The following is a 22,499-nucleotide window of genomic DNA, read 5'->3' as shown; positions in this document are numbered from 1 at the left end:
CCGTCGCTTTTCCCTAGATCATCGAATCGCGCAGCATGACTTTAACGCCCTTCGGCGCATAGAGATCAAGCAGCGCTCCATTAGTCCCGTTCACTTGAATCCAGCCTAGACCGGAAATGAATAGGTCTTTATTCGAACCCCGAGGCACACGAAGAGAATGTCTTGTCCACGCTGGAATCTCCTCCAGCTCCTCACGCGTAGGACCGCCAAGCAGCTCGCCGCGATGATCCTCATAGAGCGCGTCAGCCCTCTCCAGCTTCGTACGATGTACATTCAAAGCGTTCGATATATACAGCGTAAACGACTGGCGTTCACCTTCGACAAAATCGAACCGCACAAGGCTGCCGATAAACAGCGATTGCCCGGAATTCAATTGGTACACGAGCGGTTTGATCGGCTTGTCCGGCAGCAGGGATCCTAGGAAGCTGCGCGGCACTACCTCGGTCATCCGAGTCGAGTATACAATTCCTGGCGTATCAATAATCGATTTGCCGTCATCAAGCGGAATATGCACAGCATCGAGCGTTGTCCCCGGATAACGGGAAGTTGTAAGCTCACGCTCCATATCGCTGTAATCGCGAATAAGCCTATTGATCAAGGTCGACTTGCCTACATTCGTCGCTCCGACAACGTAAACATCACGATCCCCGCGATAGCGGTCAAGCGCATCGATGACATGCTCGAAGCCCATGTTGCGCTTCGCGCTGCATAACACTACATCGACCGTACGCAGACCTTCAGCCTTTGCTTGCTTCTGCACCCAGTTGCGCAGGCGGTTCACGTTCATTGCTTTCGGCAGCAGGTCGATCTTGTTGACGACGAGCAATACCGGATTGTTGCCTACAAACCGCTGCAAGCCAGAAATTAAGCTGCCCTCGAAGTCATACAGATCGACGATATGCACGACAAGACTATCCGTCGAACCGATGCTGCTGAGCAGCCGAAGGAAATCGTCTTGGTCAACGGCTACAGACGATGCTTCATTATAATTGCGGATGCGGAAGCATCGCTGGCATATTACTGGATCTCTAAGCAAGGCTGATTCCGGCAAAAATCCAGGCAAGTCCGAGCGCTCCGATTGCAATTGGACGCCGCAGCCTGCACAAGACCTTGCAGTCTCGCTATGTTGTTGTTCGTTCACTTTGTATCCCCCTCGTACCATAACCCTTTTTTGCGCAGTTGTCTGAGCGCAATCCGTTCCATTAATCGGTTGACTCGCGTCATAATCCCTTCGTCGGAAGGCGATATAGCCGCGACCAATATTGTGAATAGCCCCATGCGGTTGCCGCCAAGCACATCCGTCATCATCTGGTCGCCGATTACGACCGTCTCATCAGCGGGCAGCTCCAGAACGCCGAGCGCTCTGCGAAACGCTTTCGCAGCGGGCTTACGCGCCGCATGGATAAACTTAATTTCCAACGGCGTTGCAAACTTTCCAACCCGCGATTCATTATTATTAGAAACAATAACTACTTTAAAGCCGCGTGAGCGCACATAGTCCAGCCATGTGACAAGCTCTGGCGTCGCCAAAGCTTCCTTTGCGCCGACGAGCGTATTATCCAAATCCGTAATGATGCCGCGTATACCCTGCGCGTGCAGCACATCTAAGTCAATATCATAGACCGTATTGACGCGCATGTTCGGCAACAGCCGTTCAAACATATATTCAATCCCTCTGCTTTCTGCCTGCTATCTTACGAAACTATACCATACAATACAAATTTGTTGCAAAAAAAAACCGCCGCCGAATTGCGTCGGCAAGCGGTAATATGTCATTTAAGCTGATCCATAAGCGATTTCACCTTGTTCACGAAACGTTCGACCTCATCATTCGATGCTAGCGTCGTGCTGTATTTGGCTTGCTCGAAGCCGTCCAGAACGAATCTGAAGTCGTCGCGCAGCCGTTTCTGGCTCTGCGACCATCTCAGCACCGCTTCGCGCATCGTCTCATGCTCCTCGCGTTCCATGCCCCGCTTCTTGCATATCCGAAGCAGCTTATGCGTCTCTAGGACAATACGATCATTCGACGTGAATGCCCCATGACGAACCTTCCTCCATGCACCCATCAAACGATCGCGGCGAACGATCATCCACAATGCCGCTGCCACGACGATCAATGAAATCGAGCTCCATAGCCATGCAGGGTGAATGCCGTTGTTATCCGCATTCGTAACCGTCTCGTTGCCGGAATCGTCGATGTTAATATCGGGCAACGCTTCGACTTCTTCCTCAGGAAGCGTGTAGGGGAACGAGAACCCAGCCGTTGCTTCGAATGGAATCCAGCCATAACCTTCAAAATAAATTTCGACCCAAGAATGCGCATCCGAGTTGCGTACCGTGTAAGTACCCGAACCGTTCGGATTTACATCCTCCCCCATCATTTCCTCAGGAGGACCGCCAAATGCGCTGGCCGGCAGCGAACCCGGCGAGAAACCTTTTACCCATCGTGTAGGCAAACCGAGACTTCGTGAAAGCACCGCCATCGCGGAAGAGAAGTAATCGCAGTAACCTTCCTTAATCTCGAATAGGAACGTATCGACGAAGTCATTGCTTTTGCCCGTTGCCTTGGATAAATCAGGCTTATTATTATAATTGAAGTTAAGCCTCAAATATTCAACGAGAAGCTTCGCTTTATCATAATCGTTTGTTGCCGTTGCGGTCACTTCCTGAGCCAGATCTCGCACGCGCTGAGGCACCGTGTCAGGCAGCATCAAATACATCGGATTGTTCGTATTACTCCAGCCGGAATGGGTTTTCCTTAGCCCATCCTCGTCTAGAACAGTCACTTGTGATGTAATCGAATACGTCTCCGGATAAGCTTCCCCATACATTTCACTCCAGTGCAGCTCCCAAGAACTAGTTAGCCACTCAAGGCTGCGGGGAAATGTCGTTTCTTCGCTGCCTACCCAATTTACTTTATTAACAGGTGTGGCTGCGAACAAAACAGGATAGACGTCATTGCGCACCATCGTGACGATTTGATTAACCTCTATCGTCTTTGCGAGAGGCCGTTCATATCGAAGCGGCAATTCCTGTTTGCGGAGAATGTCTTGCATGCGGACATCGTCTTCAGCCTCACCCGTCGAGATCCAACCTTCCCCAGTATAGACGGACTTGGTTTCCCCACGCCAATAGCTTCGATGCGAGGTTGAAACGGTCATCATCGGCGAATAGTCGAAGTCGAATCCGCCGCCTAACTGCTCGTCATTTCGACTATAACCCGAGCTTGAATTACCTTTGCCGAACGGAGAAACCGCCTCAAGACCTTTCTCGCCGAGAAATACTTGAACGGTCTCTCCTTTCGATTCCTTCCAAATCGTATACGGATCTTGAAGAATGGGAGACAATGAAGGCATGTTCAGTCCTACGGTCATAAGCACGGCAAGAACAAGCGCAATCGGTAATATTAATTGAAGCGGATACTCGATCAACTCGCTCCAGCTGCTCGGATGCTCCTTCTGCAATCGATGCAAATGACCTGCTACTAACCACAATAGTCCTACAAATACGACTATGCCAACTTCTTCCCACAACCAGATCGGTGTGAAGGAATCAGCGACCGTTAATGTCATTATCGTTACGCCAAGAAAAGCGAACATGCGCGTGCGTGTCGTTACCCACAAACCGAAGAGCAGCTGGATAAGTAATAATGATCCGCTAATCCAGATGAATGGATGCAGCTGAACCGCATGAGCTTGAGCCCACCAGAGCCAGTCTCCGAAGTTCTCAGGCTTGGCGATAAGCCACTCCATTGGCGTGAATCGTACAGTAATTATAAGAGCTGCTGCAATCTGCAGCACTAGCTTAATAATATGGAAGCGATAAGGAATAATAATGCCGACAATCGCGCTAGCTAGCAGCGTTCCTCTAGCGATGGTATACGTTTCTTCCCACCAGAAGCCCTCGAATATCGAAATCGTCTGCCACACCATTAAGGTAACGAATAACAAAGTCAGTTTCCTGTACCAATGGTCTGCAAGCCCAGCTCCGATTGCTCGGAATAGTCTTCTCATGCAATTCCGCCTCCTTCCAACACGCCCGGAAGCTCCTGCAATTGACGGATGGAGTATACCTGCCAGCCCTTCTCGCCCATTACTCGCTTCCAAGCCGTATTATGGCTGAGCAAGTCCACCGAGGAAGCAATATGAAGCAAACAAGGAGTAACCCCTTTGCGCGCGAGCCATTCCATGCTTTTCACTACATCTGGGCCGGTATCAGGCGTGATGACGACCGCGAAGCTGCCCGGCTCAATAGCTTGATCGGCCATCATAAGCGAGGTGTAGAGCGAATACGTAGCGTCAGCATCCACGAACGTAAGATGTCGCATCAGCATATTCCGCTGCTCCATACCTGACTTAGGCGGCACCATGGTAATGCTCGCTCCGATGGACAGCAAGCCCATCGCCGTATCCTCCTTCAGGCCGTTCTCCAGTAACGAAGCGGCAGTAGAGACAGCAAGCTCGAAACGATCAGGAAGTTCTCCGCCATATGCACCCGGACTGCGATCAAGGACGACGAGCGTACGCGGCAGCGATTCGCGCTCGAAGGCTTTCGACTTCCATTGTCCCGTCTTCGCTGTAGCATTCCAATGCACGCGAGAAAGCCGATCACCGTACAGATATTCGCGAACACCGTTAATTTGCGTTGTCTCCTTCGCCGAACGAGAGGCGATCGCATGGGAGTAAGGTCCGCGTATGCCGCGCTGGACGCCTTGCCAGCGCCGCAGCTGAACCGTCTGCGGGAGTACCGTGAACACCGTCTCCGAGCCGAAACGGCCCGCATGCTCGAATAACCCAAAGACGTCATAGGTCAAACATTCCGTACCTGCAAAACGATATTCCCCCCGCTGAAGCGGCGGCGTCTGATAAGCAACTTTGCCAACTCGCTTCCAATTCGGGACAAATGACGTTTCGAACGAAAGCGCTTGACCGTTATGGCGATGCAGTCGATCCCTCACGATTACATAGGGCAACGGGTATATGCCGGGAATTTTCACATTCAGGCTAACCTCAAGCGAACTGCCGGCGGCAAGCGATTGATCCATAGCAACTGTGCCTTGGCTTGCGTAAGCTCTGCTGCCGTCGACCCGATTAATACCGCTCCATTTGCCTAAGAGCAAATAAAGCAGCAGCAAATTAAGAATGACAAAAAGCATAAATGCGGTTTTGCCGCCTTGAAACAAAAAATAAAAAAGGCTGACGGTATAAATAACGGTCACTAACTGCCAACGCCTCTTCGAGGTTCTCGCGCTTGACATCGGCTTAACGCTCTAGCCGGACCGGCACTTTCGTAGTCTGCAGCACCTGTGATATAACGTCCTCCGGACGAAGACCGTTCATCCGCGATTCCGTGCGAAGCAATATTCGATGGGCAAGCACATAAGGAGCAAGCTCCTTCACATCGTCAGGCGTAACGAATTGTCTTTGCTTCATATAGGCGCTTGCTTTAGCCGCTCTCGCCAAGGCGATAGCCGCGCGCGGGCTAGCTCCTAACATGACGCTAGCATTCTCCCGCGTACTACGAATGAGTTGAACTAAATAATTGCCGACTGCATCGTCAATATGAACGCTCATCGCTTGCTTCTGAATCCGGATCATATCCTCCATGCTAATCAATTGCTCTACACGATCGGAAGGATGAACGCCTTCTGCGGATAACACCATCCGCTGTTCATCCTCCTGATTCGGGTAACCGAGCGAGAGCTTCATCATGAATCGGTCAAGCTGCGCCTCCGGCAGCGAATACGTCCCTTCGAACTCGATCGGATTTTGTGTAGCCAGCAGCACGAATGGCTGAGGCAGCTCATAAGTATCACCGTCAACTGTAACATGACCTTCCTCCATCGCTTCAAGCAAGGCGGATTGGGTTTTGGTCGTTGCCCTATTTATTTCATCCGCTAGCAAAATATTCGCCATGACGGGACCTGGGCGGAATATAAACGCTTCTTGCTTCGGATGATAGATGGAAACGCCTGTTATATCGGTTGGCAGCAGATCGGGGTTGCATTGAATTCTGCGAAACTGACCGCCGATTGTTTTTGCTAACGCTTTCACTAATTGCGTCTTTCCTGTACCAGGTACATCTTCCAGTAATACGTGTCCGCTAGCTATAACGGCTATGAGCAATCTCTCAATCTCGTCGTGTTTTCCCAGGATACAAGATTCTAAGCTACGTAATATCGTAGAGCATAATTGCATGTCAGCAGGACGAATATCCATTTCATTACCTCCCGGAAAGTTACAAGTATGAATATAGCACTAGTACTATTTTACAGTAATTCCTTTAGAAAGCACAAATTTTTTCACTCCAAAAAAAATTGGAGAATCCCACAGGACTCTCCAATTTATATCTATTCGTCTACAATTGTTACCCTTTTGGCCTAACGACAAGCGACGCCAGAAATGAAAATATTATCGCTGCGGATACACCAGCGCTTGTAACCTTGAATATGCCGGAAATGACGCCGATCCAGCCTTGATCATGAAGCTCTGTCAATGCGCCATGGACGAGCGCATTGCCGAAGCTCGTAATAGGAACGGTTGCGCCTGCCCCCGCGAATGCTATAAGCGGCTCGTACAAGTCGAATCCGTCCACGATCGCCCCGATTACGACCAATGTCGCCATCGTATGCGCCGGCGTAAGCTTGAACACATCAAACATAATTTGGCCAACAACACAAATTGCTCCGCCAACTAAGAATGCCCACAAAAAAATCATACCGCTTAATCACCTCCGTTCGAGATTGCGACAGCATGCGCAATGCATGGAATGCTCTCGCCTTGCTGGAACGATAAGGGAGAGAGCAAAGCGCCCGTTGCCACAACCAATATCCGATTAAGCTCTCCTTGCCGAAGACGCTTAAGCAGATGACCGTAGGTGACGACAGCTGAGCAGCCGCAGCCGCTTCCGCCTGCTTGCACCTTCTGCCGCTTCACGTCATAAACCATAAGGCCGCAATCACTGAAAACCGTATCGTCCATCGGCACCCCGTCCTTGATAAGCAGTTCCTTCGCGATGGGATGACCAACTCCGGCAAGATCGCCGGTTACGATCAAATCATAGTCCTTCGGCGTTCGTCCCGTATCATTAAAATGCATCTGAATCGTGTCGACCGCTGCCGGTGCCATTGCTGCTCCCATATTGAACGGATCCTTAATGCCGAGATCGACGATTTTGCCAATCGTCGCGCATTCGATAACAGGGCCATCGCCCTTAGCGGCTATCACCGCAGCGCCTGCCCCCGTAACGGTGTACTGCGCTGTTGGCGGCTTCTGTGACCCGTATTCTGTCGGATACCGAAACTGCTTCTCCGCCGTACAGTTATGGCTGCAAGTACCTGCTAACGCATAATGCGCTCCCCCTGCATTAACAATCATCGCCGTTAGCGCTAACGACTCCATCGATGTCGAGCAAGCACCGAACACGCCAAGATAAGGAACGCCAAGCGATCTTGCCGCGAAGCTGTTGCTAATAATTTGATTCATGAGATCGCCGCCGATGTAATACTGCAGATCGTCACGCTGGATGCCTGCGTTCTGAATGGCGAATTCAGACGCTTGCTCCAGCAGCAGGCGCTCCGCCTTCTCCCAGCTCTTTTGCTGCATATCAAGCTCGGGATGTATTAAATCAAAGTCGGCGGCAAGCGGTCCGTCGCCCTCATCGGGCCCGACTACAGTAGCAGCGCCTAGAATGACCGGGCGTTTGTCGAACCTCCAGGATTGTTTGCCGAGCAGCATCTTATTGCCCCCCAGTTCCAAGAATGAGATGTGCGATACCGACGAAAAAAGCGGCTACAACGCCAAAAACAATAACGGAGCCAGCCAGCTTGAACATGTTAGCTCCGACGCCTAGCACAAGGCCTTCGCTTCGATGCTCCAACGCTGCAGAGCACATGGAGTTCGCAAAGCCTGTAACGGGAACTGCCGAACCGGCTCCAGCCCATTGCGCAATCTTGTCGTAAACGCCGATGCTCGTCAATATAACAGACAACAATATAAGCACAGCTACCGTCGGATTGCCCGCGGCCTCCCTTTCCATTCCCATCAAATGTACGAACATCTCCGTAATGACTTGCCCGAGCACACAGATTAAGCCGCCGATGATGAAAGCTCTTATGCAATTGGCGAACACCGACCTGGAAGGCTCGCGCGTCTTGGCGAATGTCTGATATTCCTTAGGCGACATCGACATTTTTTTGTACTTTTGACCGCCCGCGCTTTTCGTTGACAATACTTCATCCTCCTTCACTCGTGCGGCTTACCTCATTAACGCCGCCTGTTCATCATGACAGAACAATCTGTCTTCCCGTTCATTATTTGTCACCACGGCGTTACTTATGCTTCAAATTCCAATCTAGTCAACATCGGCCAAGCTCTTCCACTTTCCTTTCTTCCGTTCAGTGCGTCATCCTCGTTTTTCTCCTTTTAGTCCATTCTCCCCTTCACTCAGGAGTGATCTAAATGAATCAATCGTATATTCATTGCAAACCAGATATTGTTTATTTATTCCTTTTTTGATATAATTAAATAAGAACACATGTTCTCATGTATTGGTAGGAGGGTTGCTCTCAATGGCATTAACGGCTTACATAGATCAATTCAATCAGAGCTTTGCAACTGAACAGCAGTGCTTGTCATTTATATATGAATGGAAGTGGCCTAACGGTTTTTGCTGCCCGCGATGCAGCCATTCTGCCGCATACACAATCACGACACGGAACCAGCCTTTATTTGAATGCAGAAAGTGCAAACACCAGACTACCCTGACAGCTAACACAGTGTTCAACAAAAGCCGCACAGCGCTTCGCAAGTGGCTTTTGGTTCTCTACCTTGTATCCACAAGCAAGGAGGGAATTCATGCTGTCCAGCTTGCGCAATTGATTCAAGTGACATATAAGACGGCTTGGTCCATGCTTAACAAAGTCCGTGCTGCCATATCGGAGTATGATGAGCGTACGCTCCTTAACGGTTTTGTCGAGGCAAAGTTAGAAGTATATATGAAGCAATTGCATCCTACATATGTGGGCGAGAATAAGGAGCATGCAGCAATCGCAGCAAGCGGGACATTACCGAACCAATCTTCTTCCTATTTCAAAATAAAACTGGCAAAAGAAAAAGGCATTGCGCGCAACAGGCTTTCTTCTTCAATGGAAGATGCTTTCATAAAAGATCATGTCCATCCCGAACTTGAACAACTCACCATTAATCGCTGGTATGTAAATGTTCCTAATTCCACAGCAACGCTGCCCCAACTAGCTCAATCAGCTTTCAAATGGATGAATGACCATTTTCACGGACTTTCCCTGAAATACGCTCAATCCTATTTGGACGAGTATTGTTATCGCCGCAATATTTCTTACGACCAATCATGTGCCCCACTCGTACATTTGCTTAGCCTCTGCCTTTCCAAGAAAGGCGCTGACACTGACAAGCCAAACTGGACGGATTCCGAGCTATCGGCAGTTAACAAACGATATCTAGAGAGACAGCGCATCGACTGGTTCTCCATGTTCAATCCAGCCAGTGCAATCGATCAAGTGATCTAGTCTTCTATTACATGACCAAATTTGAAGAATACACTGGGCTGCTGTAATTAATCTGTCGACTGACTGACTGTCTGTTGATTTGGTTTTCTTCCTGAGCTAATGGGAGAGTGGAGCAAAAGAGAACTTAAGACAACTAAGAGAGAACTAAAAAGTGTAAAGCTAAAATAAAAGATAAAAGTAAAAGATAAAGTAAAAGATAAAGTAAAAGAGGAAAAACCATGGAGGCCAATGGAGGAAGGCTGCTGGACTAGAATAAAAAAGCCGGGCCTCAAACTCCATAGGAGGTAGGCTCGGCTTTAAATAGTAATAATGGGAGATTCCTGAACATTTTAGCCTTTATTTATAGCCATGAAGTGATTAATAGGATAACGAGCAATACGTACAGCACGAGTACAATAAGGGATAACGATAGTGGTGTACGCCGTTTCCTTGACATCTTGCCGTCCCCCTCGCAGTGGGCTTCTCCCCTTACTATATGCCGGCTGCTTGGAGGACGGAGCTTGTCTGGTTCGTCGTTATCGATATTATTCGGTGTTATTGCTCAATAATTAGAACGCCTTTGGCAGCAACGCTGTATTCACCACTAACAAGCTCGCCAGATAGCAAATCCTTGCGCGGCTCATCTTGAAGCTGTACAACCGAAGCTTCGGAATTATGGTTCAGCACGAAGGTAAACGATTTGCCGTCTTTGATACGGCGAGTCACTTCCACGCCGCTTGGCGCTGCTAGCAGAGGCTCGATGCCCTTCTCCTTGCAGATGGTGGAAAGCAGCGATTGCAGCATAGCTTTATCCGGGCTGGAGGCGACATACCATGCCTCGCCTTCACCGAATTTGTTGACCGTCAATGCCGGCATGCCTTTGTAGAAGTCGGAGCCGTATTCCGCGATGACTTCTGCTCCTTCGGAATGGATAAGGTCGCATAGAATACTGCATGAATAGGTGCCGCTCAGCTCGCCTCTCGCATTGGTTACAACGATTTGATTCGTCTGGCCTGGCAGCAGCGAGTCGATCTCCTCTGCCCAGATACCGAGTACGTTACGCAGCTTGCCTGGGTAACCGCCGATCGTTACGAGATCGTTCTCGTTCACGATGCCGCTGAAGAAGGTCGTAATGAACGTACCTCCACGGGCAACGAATTGTTCAACCTTCTCGGCAAAGCCTGGCTTAACCATGTACATAACCGGCGCGATAACGAGATCGTATTTATCCATGTTTTCTTCTACGCTGATCATATCGGCCTGAATGTTCAATTCAAATAACGCATCGTAGTACTTATGCACTTCGTCCACGTATTTCAGCGCAACGCTTGGTCCGCTCGACAGCTCGACAGCCCAGCGGTTCTCCCAATCAAAGACGATCGCCGCTTTAGCGTCGTTACGTGAATCAAGAAGCGTATCTCCAAGCTGCTGCAGCTCATGTCCAAGCTCGGCGCATTCACGGAATACGCGCGTATGCTCATGCCCAACATGCTCGATGACCGCGCCATGATACTTCTCGCATGCGCCTATTGAGCGGCGAAGCTGGAAGAACATCACGGTGTCCGCGCCATGCGCTACCGCTTGATAGCTCCATAGCCGCATGACCCCAGGGCGCTTCAACGAGTTATATGCTTGCCAGTTCTGCTGGCTTGGCGTCTGCTCCATCAGCATGAACGGTTGTCCGCTCTTCAGACCGCGCATAAGCGAGTGCGTCATAGCGGTGAAGCTGACCGGCGTATCAATGGAAGGATAGTTATCCCACGAGACAACGTCCATATGCTTAGCCCACTTGAAATAATCGAGCTCAGGGTAAGTGCCCATTAAGTTCGTAGTAATCTGCACATTGCTTGAATGCTTGCGGATGGCATCATGCTCAAGAAGGTAGCAATCCAGCAGGCTGTCCGATTGGAAACGGCGGTAGTCGAGCGAAATGCTTTGGAAGTTGGTCCGGTTGCCGTTCCACTCCTCGCTAAGCGCGTTCGGAGGAACGATTTCGTCCCAATCATAGAACGTATGACCCCAGAAGCCCGTGTACCAAGCCGAATTCAGCTGTTCGATACTGCCGTACCGCTTCTGAAGCCATACACGGAATTGCTCTGCGCAATTGTCGCAATAGCAATAGCCGCCGTATTCGTTAGAAATATGCCAAACGACAAGTCCGGGGTGATCTTTATAACGCTCAGCAATTTTCTCTGCTAGGAGTGCGGAATACTTACGATAAGTCGGGCTGCTCGGACAGGAGTTATGGCGTCCGCCGAATTTGCGCTTGCGTCCATCGTAATCAACGCGAGTCACATCCGGGTATTTCTTAGCCATCCATGCCGGATGCGCGCCTGTGCTCGTTGCCAGCGTAATATAAATATTGTCCTTGTAGAGCCTGTCCATAATGCGGTCAAGCCACTCAAAGTTGTATGTATCCTCGTTCGGCTGAATACGCGCCCAAGAGAATACGTTAACCGTTGCTACGTCGATGTCCGCAAGCTTCAGCATGCGGATATCGTCTTCCATCACTTCGTCCGGCCATTGCTCTGGGTTATAATCGCCGCCATACCAAATTTTCGAAAGTTTATTGTTGATCATCGTTTGTCTCTCTCCCTCGATTAAACAACGGAAAGAGCTCATCTGCATGAGCTCTCCGTTTTCTTATTATTTTATGCTTATTTGGACCAAAGCTCAACGCGGTCTTTAACCATTTTCGTGAACTCAGCATTCAACTCAGCTGCGCCTGCATCTTCAAGATCTTTCAAGAATGCATCGTATACTTTGTCGAAGTCGGCTGGCTTCGCAAGAATTGCTTCAGGGATACGTTTCTTCATAATATCTTGTGTCTTCTGGAAGATAACGTTCGCTTTGGAGCCAGTCTCGAACGGCAATGTCCAAGCAGCGCCGTATTTGCGCTCAGGGAACGCGTCGTCAGCCGGCCAGAAATCTTTGTACACTTTTACGCCGTAAGCCGCAAGCGTCTTTTTGTCTGCTTCAGTGTAAGCAGTCTGGATTTGTTCAGGGAACGTCGTTGTATAGTAGTTGCCTGTGGGATCCAGCACGCCGTCACCATAGCGAGCGGACAAGAAGTAGTTGCCGATACCAGTCGTTTTCTTGAAATTGTTGTTATCGTTCGTTTTCATAGCTTGTACGTCTTCAGGAATAACGCGTTTGCCATCAACAACGTTGTAGTGCTTGCCTTCAATACCCCAGTTCACAAGCACTTGGCCTTCGTCGGAAGCAAGGTAGTCAAGGTATTTGATCAAACGAACTGGATCTTGCGCGCTAGTCGTAATACCTACACCGTAACCGGACAGGTAGCCTGTTCCTTGGAAGGAATGGTCTTGATATTGATCGTTAAGCGTTACTGGGAAACGTGCATAAGTCGCACCGAATTTGCCTTCAGCTTTCAAAGCGTTCTCAGCATCTGCGTAATCCCAGTTTTGGTCGATCAAGCCGATAACGCGGCCGGAAGCGATTTTTGCTTTGTATTGATCGTATTTCTGAACGAAGCTTTCTTTGTCAAGCAAGCCTACATCGTTCATGTGGTTCAACCAACGGAAATATTCTCTTTCTTCAGGACGTTGGTAGTGCATGATTGCTTCATGCGTATCTTGGTTGACATAGAATTCGCCGTCATCCGGTGCGCCAGTAGCGTAGAACGCAGGGTTTGTAACGGAAATCAGAATTTGCCATTCTCCGCCGTTCAGGGACATACCGATACGCGGTTGGCCGTCTTCAGTTTTTGGATTTTTCTCGAGGTACGCTTTGATCGCGTTCTCGTAATCCTGAACCGTCTTGATCTCAGGATATCCAGCAGCTTCAAGCACTTGGTGCTGCAATTGGAAACCGCCGCCCGCATCGAAATACGTGTGGCCAACAAGATCTAGAGGAAGAGTATAAATGGCATCGTCATCCGCACTCCATACAAGACGGCCCAGGTATTCGCCGTAAATCTTTTTGATGTTAGGAGCATACTCTTCGATCAATGGACGAAGATCGACCATTGCGCCTGCGTCAACAAGCTTGCCGATATTGCCTTTTGGCATTACAAGATCTGGATAATCGTCGCTTGCTACCATTAGAGCGAACATATCAGCGTCAGAGCCGCCTACAGGAAACTCAGCTTTAATCGAAACGCCCGTTTTTTCTACCAGAAATTTGCCGATGTCGCTTTGATTATCATCCCAGTTCGCATTAACGTCACCGGAAGCGAAACGGATTGTCATCGGTTCAAGGTTTTCGGATTCTGCCGGCGCATTCGTGCCGTTGCCGGCATTCTCGCCATTGTTGTTGCCAGTGTTGTTGGAGCCGCATGCCGTTACGAAAACGAACACAAGCGCCAAAAGCAACGTTAGAGCGTACTGTGTCTTTCTTTTCATTGCCTTAAAGCCTCCCTTTTCTTGTATAAAGATTGTTGTGTATATAACAGGGAACCTGCTATTACCAATGTTAGCTTTTCACTGCGCCTAATGTCATTCCTTTGACGAAATATTTTTGGAGGAACGGATAGACGAGCAAAATAGGTACGGTAACGACGATCGTAATCGCCATCTTGATCGATTCCGGAGATACGGATGCGATCGCTTGCTGTGCGTTCGGGTCGCGATAATTGTTGCCCGATTGCGTCGACTGAAGTACTTTCATTAATTCATATTGCAACGTCGTATTTCCAGGAACGCGGGCGTTGTACAGATACGTATCAAACCATGCATTCCAATGTCCTACGGCGATGAATAACGCGATTGTGGCAAGTACCGGCTGGCAAAGCGGAAGAATGATCCGCCAGAAGATGATCCAGTCGTTCGCGCCGTCGATCTTAGCCGACTCTTGCAGCGCGTAAGGCAATCCGTCTATGAAGGAACGAACTACGAATACGTTCCACACGCTTAGAAGAGCCGGAATGATGTACACGTAGAACGAACCGATCAAACCTAAGTTTTTGATAAGCAAGAAGCCTGGAATTAGTCCGCCCGAGAAATACATCGTCATGGCGAACAAGAAGGACATCCATCTTCTTCCCTGGAAGTCGGGCCGGCTTAACGTGTACGCCAGCATGGAAGCGGCGATAACGCCGAGGAGCGTACCGACTACCGTCCGGATCACCGAGTTTCTGAACCCGGTGATAAGACCCTCAAAGCCGAAAATCGTCTCGTAGTTTTTCCAAGTAAACTCCCGCGGGAATATCGTTATACCGCCGCGTACGGTATCAACCGAATCGTTGAACGAGATTGCGAGTACGTTAAGGAAAGGATATAACGTTACGATCCCAACGATCGCCATTACTACGTAAATGAATATATCGAATATTTTGTCGCTGCTTCTCTGTACAGTCCCTTGCATATGCCGCTCCTCCTATATGATTGATTCTTTGGTGACTCGCTTGTATATACCGTTCGCAATTAATACGAGCAGAATGCTGACGACGGAGTTGAATATGCCGATTGCCGTACCATACGAATAGCGGCTCATCTGTATCCCGTACTTGAGCGCATACAAATCGAGTACTTCTGAATAATCCGTAACGAGAGGATTGCCTAACAGCATCTGCTTCTCGAAGCCAATACCGATCAAGTGACCGATCGAAAGAATGAATAGAACCATGAAAGTCGTACGAATGCCAGGCAGCGTAATATGCCACATTTTGCGGAAGCGTCCTGCGCCGTCCACCGTCGAAGCTTCGTACAGTTCCGGATCAATACCGGCCATTGCGGCTAAGAAGATGATCGAGTTCCAGCCTAGCTCCTTCCACAGATCCGACAAGGTTACGATACCCCAGAACCATTCGCCTTTAGCCATGAATTGAATCGGCTCATCAATAAGATGTAGCGACATCAGCAGTTGATTGATTGCGCCGCCGTCCGTTGACAGCATCTTCGTTACGAGACCGGCTACAACGACCCATGATACGAAATGGGGCAAATATGAAATCGTTTGAATCGAGCGCTTGAAAAACTGCCCTTTCATTTCGTTAAGTAAAAGAGCGAATATGACAGGAATCGTAAATCCGACGATAAGTCCCATCGAGCTCATTGCCAGCGTATTTCTAAGGACGAGATAAAACCGTTCATCCCCGAACAATTCAATAAAGTTGTCTAAGCCTACCCATTTTTGATCCAAGAACGAGTTTTTTGGCTTGTAGTTTTGGAATGCCGTTATCCAGCCCCATACCGGTACGTAGCTGAATACGATGACCCAAATGACGAATGGCAGCGACATCAAATACAAGTAGCGCTGCTGAAGGGCTCTCTTCCAAACGGAAGAAGACTTCTTCGTCCCTTTCTGCGGAACGTCTTTTGCTGTTAGCGATTTCATGAATGCTCCTCCTATTTAACGAACACAGTCGGCTTGGCAAGCGTTGGTTTTTATCTTCTATAGCTTGCCCTCTCTCTTATGTCCTAATGATACCCGACAGGCCGGACTACATTGCACCCGACAAATCCGTGCGAAAATCATATAAAAATACGCTCTTTCAAGCGCTTTCATTTGGACAATAGGCACAACAAAAAAAACGAGCTGCCTCTTTCGTTCGGAGTGTGAACGATCGGCAAGCCCGTCTTATATTTTCTTATACGTAGAAGGAGATACGCCTTTGTACTTCTTGAATTTACTGTGGAAGTAGTCAACGTTAGCGTATCCAACTCTCTCGGATACTTGATGGACCTTCATCCCCTCCTGCAGCAGCTCAATAGCGTGCTGGATACGGACTTCGTCCAAGTAGGTATTGAAATGCTGACCGGTATGGCTTTTGAACATTTTCCCCAAGTATCCGCTATTGTAATTGAATAGATCGGCTAGTGTCTCCAGCTTAAGATTCTCATAATAATGACGATCAATAAAATCGGTAATTTGCTTCATCACCGAAGATGCGTCTGAGCTACCTATCTTCTGAGCTAGCTCAACAAGCTTGGCATTCAGCTTATCCAGCATCTCATTATAATGATGCTCCAGGTAGAGTGCGGTAATCATCGGCAAATACTCTTGAATCGGCAACGTCGGATTAGCTGTTGACACTTTGTTCAAGACCATCGATACGATACCCGCCCAGGTTGACTTAAGTTGCTGTTCAGTGATGTCGCCAGCTTCTCCTAGCTGTGCCTCCGCTTCACGAAGCGCCTTCTCAACTCCTTCGGCACTGCCGATATCGATCATATAAAAGAAACGTTGAGCGAACGACTCCATAATTGGAGTCAAATCGCTTTCTATTGGATGATCCTCTCGCGTCTGCGATGCGGTATGAATCTGTCCGCCCTTCAGCATAAACCTTCGCTTCAGCAAGCCGCTGACAAAGGGGGCCCAGTCCTGCAGCTCCCGCCAATCGCGTACAGGCTCGCTGACCGCTGCCGCAAACCTGGCATTCGGTCCGCATAGCTCAGCCAACCAGCCATTCATCTGCTCCCGCGACCCGCTCTGCAACAAATAATCTTTCAGCAACACGCCGATGTATGGCTCAGCGCTGAATACGAAACCAATCTCTTTCTGCTCGATAAGCTCAGCCAGCTTTTTCTTAAACGTATCGCCTCTCGTTAAAGAATGCTCTCGGCTATATACCTCAATTAGCATAAGTTGATAATATTTCGCCGGAGTACCTAGCAGAGCCTGTGCTTCATCATCGAATGTCGTCTCCTCAAAACTTTGGCTGCCAGCCAGCTTCTGGAGCAATTCATCCCGACGCAGCAGCATCGTCTGTTCGCTGCTTGCCTGCTGCTCGCCTCTTCGCTTCAAGCTGTCGGCGATTCGCTTTACATAGGTCTCGAGCTCATCCTCGTCAACCGGCTTCAAAATATAGCCGTCAACGCCAAAGCCGATCGCTTGCTTAGCATAGTCAAAGTCAGCATAACCGCTCAATATAATGAAGTTCGTAGTCGTATCGTCTTGCCTCACTTCTTGAATGACTTGCAGTCCGTCCATTCCAGGCATACGAATATCAATGAGAATAAGATCGGGCTGCAGTTCCCGATATTTAGTTAAAGCATCACGCCCGTTCGACGCTTCGCCTACGACGGTGAAACCAAACTTGTCCCATTCGATAATTGATTTAAGCCCTTCACGAATCATCGGTTCATCGTCTACGATCATGACTTTATGCAAAATGATGACCCCCCAGTGGTATTTCGAACGCAATGCGCGTACCCTCAGCACTGCTCTGTATTTGAAGACCGTGTGCCTCTCCATAAATCATAATCAGCCGTTGATGAACGTTGCGAAGTCCAATGCGGTATTCATCTTCTTCCTCCATATCATGAAGGGACTCGTTAATTTGGCGCATTCTCTCCTCGCTTATCCCAACGCCGTTATCGGCAACCTCCACACGCAGCTTGTTGCCGTCAACGCTCGTTATTAAGGAAATGAAGCCCCCTTCTGCTCGATCCTCAAGTCCATGTACGACCGCATTCTCAATAAGCGGTTGAATAATGAGCGGAGGAATCTCGATCCCTTCGCTTTGAGGCGCAATATTTAGAACGAAGGTTAGGCGTTCGTCCCCATACCTGAACTTCTGAATTTCCAAATAGCTGTGAACGATCTCAATCTCGGCCTTTAGGGCGATCTTTTTCGTTCCGATCTCGAGGTTGCGCCTAATCATCTTGCCAAGCATCCGCACAATGTACGAGATCTCCTTCTCGCCTTTAATATGGGCCTTCATCCGAATGGATTCGAGCGCATTAAACAAGAAATGAGGATTGATCTGACTGGCCATCATCTTCAGCTTAATTTCCTTCTGCCTTAATTGCAGTTGCGCCTGCTGCTGATGCGATTCGGTAACCTCGTCCATGAGTCCCCTAATGCTGACTACCATGTTATTAAACTGTCTTGATAACAGTCCAATCTCGTCATTGCCGCTCACGTCGGAGATTACATTGAAGTCGCCAAGCGCCACCTTGTTCAAATCCTTGTTCAGCGCAAGCATCCGCTTCGCAAGAATAGCAGAGAAGAAATAAATTAAGATGAAGGCGATAACAAGACTGATCAGAATAACGCCAAACCCGAGCAAGCTTATTCGGTTAGCGCCGCTAACAATGCTGTCTATTGTAAATACCGATACGATCTTAAGTCCGTTGCTGCTGGATGGCGGCATCAAATTCTCGATTACGACTTTGGACGGCTTGCCTTCGAACTTGAACTCGTACGTTCCCTCCGGCTTGTCCGTTAATTCGCTGGCGAAGTCGAGATCGGATATTTTCAGTCCGACCCAATCGGTGTTTTTGGCAGCAATAATATATCCGTTGTCATCGAATATCATCGTATCGAACGGTTCTTGACTGATCATTCCATTTAATTCCTGTTGATTGACATCGATGACGAGCACGCCGCTCGTGCGGTACGTCGGGAATGATATTTTACGAATAAGGCTTAAATATTTATTGTTGTTTTTTGTCTCATCCTTAATATACGCCCAAATGATGTTTTCTTGCGCAAGCGCAGCATTGTACCACGGCATCGCCTTAATCGTGTCATCTACCTTCAAGAACTCCCAATTGTCTAGTATCGTCATATTGGTCGTATAGAAACGAATATTGTAAACCTCGCTGTACAGCTTAATGTAATCGCGGAAGTCGCGGTAATCCCAGAACGCCTTCACGACCTCGAAGGTAGAATCGTAATGCGTATTAACGACATTCGTCAAACGGCTGTCAACGAGCAGCTTATCAGAAATTTCAATCGGCATTCCAATAACATCCGTTGTCTGCTTCTTAATACGCTCCACATTATTCGTTATTTGCTGGGTCGCCTGATCAAGCACATTCTGCCTGAACGCAACGGTAAGACACACGCCAACGATTAGCACCGGCACAAATACAACGAGGACGAAGGAAAAGATGAGTTTATTTTTGATGCGGACATTATTCATTTTCTTTGTTAAAGATTTCATGCTGAACATCGTTCGGACTGCCTCCTCGGCAAGGAAAGCGTTTACTTAATTGCACATTTCAAGAAGTTACATCGCTTATTAAATGAAGCATCCTATATAATATAACAATGTTTGCTCAGAGCATACCTTCATTATTAGTTATTTTATCAGATGTAAATTAGAGATGTACGCAAAAAAAGAGACCTGCCGGAGCTGGCAGCCGTATCGCTGTTCACTCCATAGGATCTCTTTGACAATAGGATTAGGTTAATTTCCTGTTTTAGTAAATACGAAAGTTGCTCAGCTTTAAGCTGCCGCTTAGCTCCAGATACAAGTCGTTCGATGCATCAACTCCGCTAAGCTCCGCTGAAACCGTAATCCAAGCTTGCTCTTCACCAGCTGGTACCTCGAGGATAGCCGCAACGGCGCCGTTCTCTCTGCCAGATCGAACGGTAATGGAACCGCCTGCTTGACCGCCTGATGCTCTTGCCTCGATTACCGCTGCACCATTGCTCCAATCGATGTCATTGAAAGCGATCCAACCTGCATCGCCGGATAGACGAACGCAAGAGCCGCCTTCCTTGCTCTCATCCAAGTACACGCCTGCATACTCGTCATAGTTGTCCGCGCGTGTCGCTAGCGACACGTTGCGGGCTGGAATGCTCTCGCCAGCAATGGTAACGGTTGTGGTTGCCTTAACGTCGGAAGACGAGCCGCCTGCTACAAACGTATATTCAGCTGTTTCCAGGCAGAATACGTCGCGCGTGACATCCCAAACCGCTAGCTCTTCAGCCGGTACGGCTAGCTGGACATGCTTCGATTCGCCCGGCTGCAGCGCAATTCGAGTGAAACCAACAAGCTTCTTAAGCGGACGTTCCACTCTCGAGCCTTGGACGCGAACATACAGCTGAACGACTTCATCCGCTTGGACTGAAGATTCATTCATTACGGTAAGCTGTACTTGAACTTCGCCGTCCAGCCCTTTCGTGCGATCGGCAACCTCTAAGCCGCTGTACGAGAATTGAGCGTAGCTAAGTCCATGACCGAATGGGTAGAGCGGCTCGCCGTCAAAGTACAAGTATGTCCGCTTCCCTTTGCGAATGTCGTAGTCCATTAAGTCAGTCAACTGCTCCTCCGACTTATACCAAGTCATGTTCAGACGTCCTGCCGGCGAGTAGTCGCCGAACAGCACATCAGCAACCGCGTTGCCGAGCTCTTGCCCCGCATGGGACAAGTATACGACTGCCGGAATGCTGCTGTTTACTTCGTTCAGCGCGAATGGATAACTGCCGATAACGACAACGATCGTATTCGGGTTCACGGCATGCACAGCGCTAATCAGCTCGTTCTGCGATGCGGCAAGCTCAAGGCCCGGTCGATCAATCTCTTCTTTACCGTTAATCAACGGATTGTTGCCGACGAAGACGATAGCCGTTTCTGATGCTTTGGCAGCTGCGACAGCTTCCGCAATGCCGTCGCTTACGATTTTTTTAGTGAACAATCCGGCTTGACCGGTCACGCCTTCACTGTCCTTTTCAGATACAACGAGCGAGCCCGTTCCGTCTTCCGAAGCAACGACGGCTTTGCCATTCCAAGTACGGAGAGCGAACTTCCCGTTTTCTTGCTCTTGCGAATCCAGCTTGAATACTTCCTTCACGAACCAGCCAAACGCTTCGTCCGCGTTAGCTGCAATGTTCGTATCATCGGCGCTCGTAAGCAGCTTGCCATTCTCGGTGCTCTGCAGCGTATAGCTGCCCCAGCCCCAATCGGTCAGTTCAAAGATATCACCAGCGCTGCCCTTGCCTGCGCCTTGCAGACGATTCTCGTTGTCCGCCGCAATTCGCAGCTCTTCACCGCTTGCTGCCGATTGCAATACGATACGGTCATTGCCGCTGTTGTAGGAGACGCTCTTCCCTTCCAGCTTGCTTGCAATCCCTTGCAGCGGAGTAACTTTGTAAGGGAGCGAGCCGGAATACCAGTCACGGTACACAACATCCGCAAGCGGTCCAATAACGGCTACACTGCTAAGTTTATCCTTGCTCAGCGGAAGCGCGTTGTTCTCGTTCTTAAGCAATACGATCGACTCGCGTGCCGCTCGCAGCGACAGCTCGGCATGCTCTGGCGCGCATAGCTTCGACTCTGGCGTATTCGCATACGGTACTTCTTCCTCTGTATCGAACTCGCCAAGCATGAAACGAACGCGAAACGTATTGACGAGAGCCTTATCGAGATCACTCTCCGCTAACAACCCATCTGCAAGCGCCTCGCGGATAGCTGCACACGACTTGTCCTTGTCGTCGGTAATACTGTCGATGCCGGCTTTGATCGAGTGTGCGACCGCTTCCTTGTAGTTGTCATAATAGTGGTGATCGTTCACGATACCCAGCAAATCGCCGGCGTCGCTCACGATAAAGCCGTTCATGCCCCACTCTTCCTTCACGACCTTGTTTACATCGTCATGAAGAATCGTCGGCGTACCGTTGACGGAATTGTAGGAGGTCATCATCGAATGAGCGCCGCCCTTAACGAATGCAGGCTTGAATGCGGCTTGATAATATTCCTTCATATTGCGCGGGTCGATGCTCGCCGAGCAGCTTCCGCGATTGATTTCATTATTGTTGCCGATAAAATGCTTCAGCGTCGCAACGGCCTTGAAGTATTTCGGATGATCGCCTTGAATGCCCTGTACAAGACCAGCGGTAAGCTCGCCCGTCAGCTTCGGGTCTTCACCGTATGCTTCCTCTGTGCGTCCCCAACGCGGATCACGCTCCATATCGACAGTCGGCGCCCACAGCGTGAGACCGTTAATTGCCGGATTGCGCTGATAAAAGACGCGCGCTTCGTCCCCTATAGCAGAACCAATCTCCTTCATAATATCCGGATTCCATGTGCAGCCGAGTCCGATTGGCTGCGGGAACGTCGTCGCTTCGCCTAACCATGCCATGCCATGAGCGGCCTCCGTGCCGTGCTTGTACGCTTTCACGCCAAGCCGTTCAATCGCCGGCTGATATTGCACCATGGACTCGACCTTCTCTTCCAGCGTAAAGCGGGATACAAGATCTACCGCGCGCTCATGCGCGGGCAAAGCCGAATTCTCATAGGGGTAACGTGTTTGATTCGTCATTAAGACACTCTCCTCGTCTA

16 protein-coding genes are annotated in these 22,499 nt (G+C 49.3%); 1 reads left to right on the top strand and 15 read right to left on the bottom strand.

What is annotated here, in order from left to right; genetic code table 11:
- Positions 1-13: 13 nt before the first annotated feature.
- The 8 genes from yqeH to spoVAC form a co-directional block, all read right to left on the bottom strand.
- Positions 14-1,162: a ribosome biogenesis GTPase YqeH gene (yqeH, locus tag AC1DF0_RS07915; protein WP_475820258.1), complete on the bottom strand. Its 1,149-nt coding sequence runs from the start codon at positions 1,160-1,162 to the stop codon at positions 14-16.
- The gene (locus tag AC1DF0_RS07910; RefSeq protein ID WP_477573591.1) at positions 1,138-1,662 is read right to left on the bottom strand and encodes a YqeG family HAD IIIA-type phosphatase; all 525 of its coding nucleotides are present in this window, start codon (positions 1,660-1,662) and stop codon (positions 1,138-1,140) included. The genes yqeH and AC1DF0_RS07910 overlap by 25 nt, the downstream gene beginning before the upstream one ends.
- A gap of 110 nt (positions 1,663-1,772) precedes the next feature.
- The gene (locus tag AC1DF0_RS07905; RefSeq protein ID WP_477573590.1) at positions 1,773-4,013 is read right to left on the bottom strand and encodes a DUF4129 domain-containing transglutaminase family protein; all 2,241 of its coding nucleotides are present in this window, start codon (positions 4,011-4,013) and stop codon (positions 1,773-1,775) included.
- The gene (locus tag AC1DF0_RS07900; RefSeq protein ID WP_442049228.1) at positions 4,010-5,218 is read right to left on the bottom strand and encodes a DUF58 domain-containing protein; all 1,209 of its coding nucleotides are present in this window, start codon (positions 5,216-5,218) and stop codon (positions 4,010-4,012) included. The genes AC1DF0_RS07905 and AC1DF0_RS07900 overlap by 4 nt, the downstream gene beginning before the upstream one ends.
- Positions 5,219-5,261: 43 nt before the next feature.
- A complete protein-coding gene (locus tag AC1DF0_RS07895) occupies positions 5,262-6,218 on the bottom strand; it encodes an AAA family ATPase (RefSeq protein ID WP_477573589.1) in 957 nt (318 codons plus the stop codon).
- Between the two features lie 148 nt (positions 6,219-6,366).
- The gene (gene spoVAE / locus AC1DF0_RS07890) at positions 6,367-6,717 is read right to left on the bottom strand and encodes a stage V sporulation protein AE (protein WP_442049230.1); all 351 of its coding nucleotides are present in this window, start codon (positions 6,715-6,717) and stop codon (positions 6,367-6,369) included.
- 5 nt (positions 6,718-6,722) lie between these two features.
- Positions 6,723-7,736: a stage V sporulation protein AD gene (spoVAD, locus tag AC1DF0_RS07885; protein WP_442049231.1), complete on the bottom strand. Its 1,014-nt coding sequence runs from the start codon at positions 7,734-7,736 to the stop codon at positions 6,723-6,725.
- A 1-nt stretch (position 7,737) separates the two neighbouring features.
- Positions 7,738-8,229: a stage V sporulation protein AC gene (spoVAC, locus tag AC1DF0_RS07880; RefSeq protein WP_475820253.1), complete on the bottom strand. Its 492-nt coding sequence runs from the start codon at positions 8,227-8,229 to the stop codon at positions 7,738-7,740.
- Positions 8,230-8,569: 340 nt separating this feature from the next.
- Here spoVAC and AC1DF0_RS07875 point away from each other — a divergent pair, with 340 nt between their 5' ends.
- Positions 8,570-9,544 carry an IS1595 family transposase gene (locus tag AC1DF0_RS07875; protein ID WP_477573588.1) on the top strand — a complete coding sequence of 325 codons (975 nt, stop codon included), beginning with the start codon at positions 8,570-8,572 and terminating at the stop codon, positions 9,542-9,544.
- Between the two features lie 534 nt (positions 9,545-10,078).
- Here AC1DF0_RS07875 and AC1DF0_RS07870 read toward each other — a convergent pair.
- The 7 genes from AC1DF0_RS07870 to AC1DF0_RS07840 form a co-directional block, all read right to left on the bottom strand.
- Complete coding sequence (locus AC1DF0_RS07870; protein WP_477573587.1) at positions 10,079-12,103, bottom strand: beta-galactosidase; 2,025 nt, start codon at positions 12,101-12,103, stop codon at positions 10,079-10,081.
- Positions 12,104-12,180: 77 nt separating this feature from the next.
- Positions 12,181-13,887 (bottom strand): ABC transporter substrate-binding protein, encoded by a 1,707-nt coding sequence (locus tag AC1DF0_RS07865; RefSeq protein WP_477573586.1) that lies wholly within the window; start codon positions 13,885-13,887, stop codon positions 12,181-12,183.
- Positions 13,888-13,957: 70 nt separating this feature from the next.
- Positions 13,958-14,848 (bottom strand): carbohydrate ABC transporter permease, encoded by an 891-nt coding sequence (locus tag AC1DF0_RS07860; protein WP_442049236.1) that lies wholly within the window; start codon positions 14,846-14,848, stop codon positions 13,958-13,960.
- A 12-nt stretch (positions 14,849-14,860) separates the two neighbouring features.
- Positions 14,861-15,820 carry an ABC transporter permease gene (locus AC1DF0_RS07855; protein ID WP_477573585.1) on the bottom strand — a complete coding sequence of 320 codons (960 nt, stop codon included), beginning with the start codon at positions 15,818-15,820 and terminating at the stop codon, positions 14,861-14,863.
- A 243-nt stretch (positions 15,821-16,063) separates the two neighbouring features.
- Entirely contained in the window at positions 16,064-17,596 is a 1,533-nt protein-coding gene (locus tag AC1DF0_RS07850) for a response regulator transcription factor (RefSeq protein ID WP_477573584.1), read from the bottom strand.
- A complete protein-coding gene (locus AC1DF0_RS07845; protein ID WP_477573583.1) occupies positions 17,589-19,385 on the bottom strand; it encodes a sensor histidine kinase in 1,797 nt (598 codons plus the stop codon). Before AC1DF0_RS07845 ends, AC1DF0_RS07850 begins: the two co-directional genes overlap by 8 nt.
- A 250-nt stretch (positions 19,386-19,635) precedes the next feature.
- A complete protein-coding gene (locus AC1DF0_RS07840) occupies positions 19,636-22,479 on the bottom strand; it encodes a glycoside hydrolase family 3 C-terminal domain-containing protein (RefSeq protein WP_477573582.1) in 2,844 nt (947 codons plus the stop codon).
- Positions 22,480-22,499 lie beyond the last annotated feature (20 nt).

The sequence above is a fragment of the Paenibacillus sp. 05T425 genome, from assembly GCF_056396205.1.
Note: the sequence above shows the minus strand (reverse complement) of the source record. Positions and strands in the feature narration are given on the sequence as shown.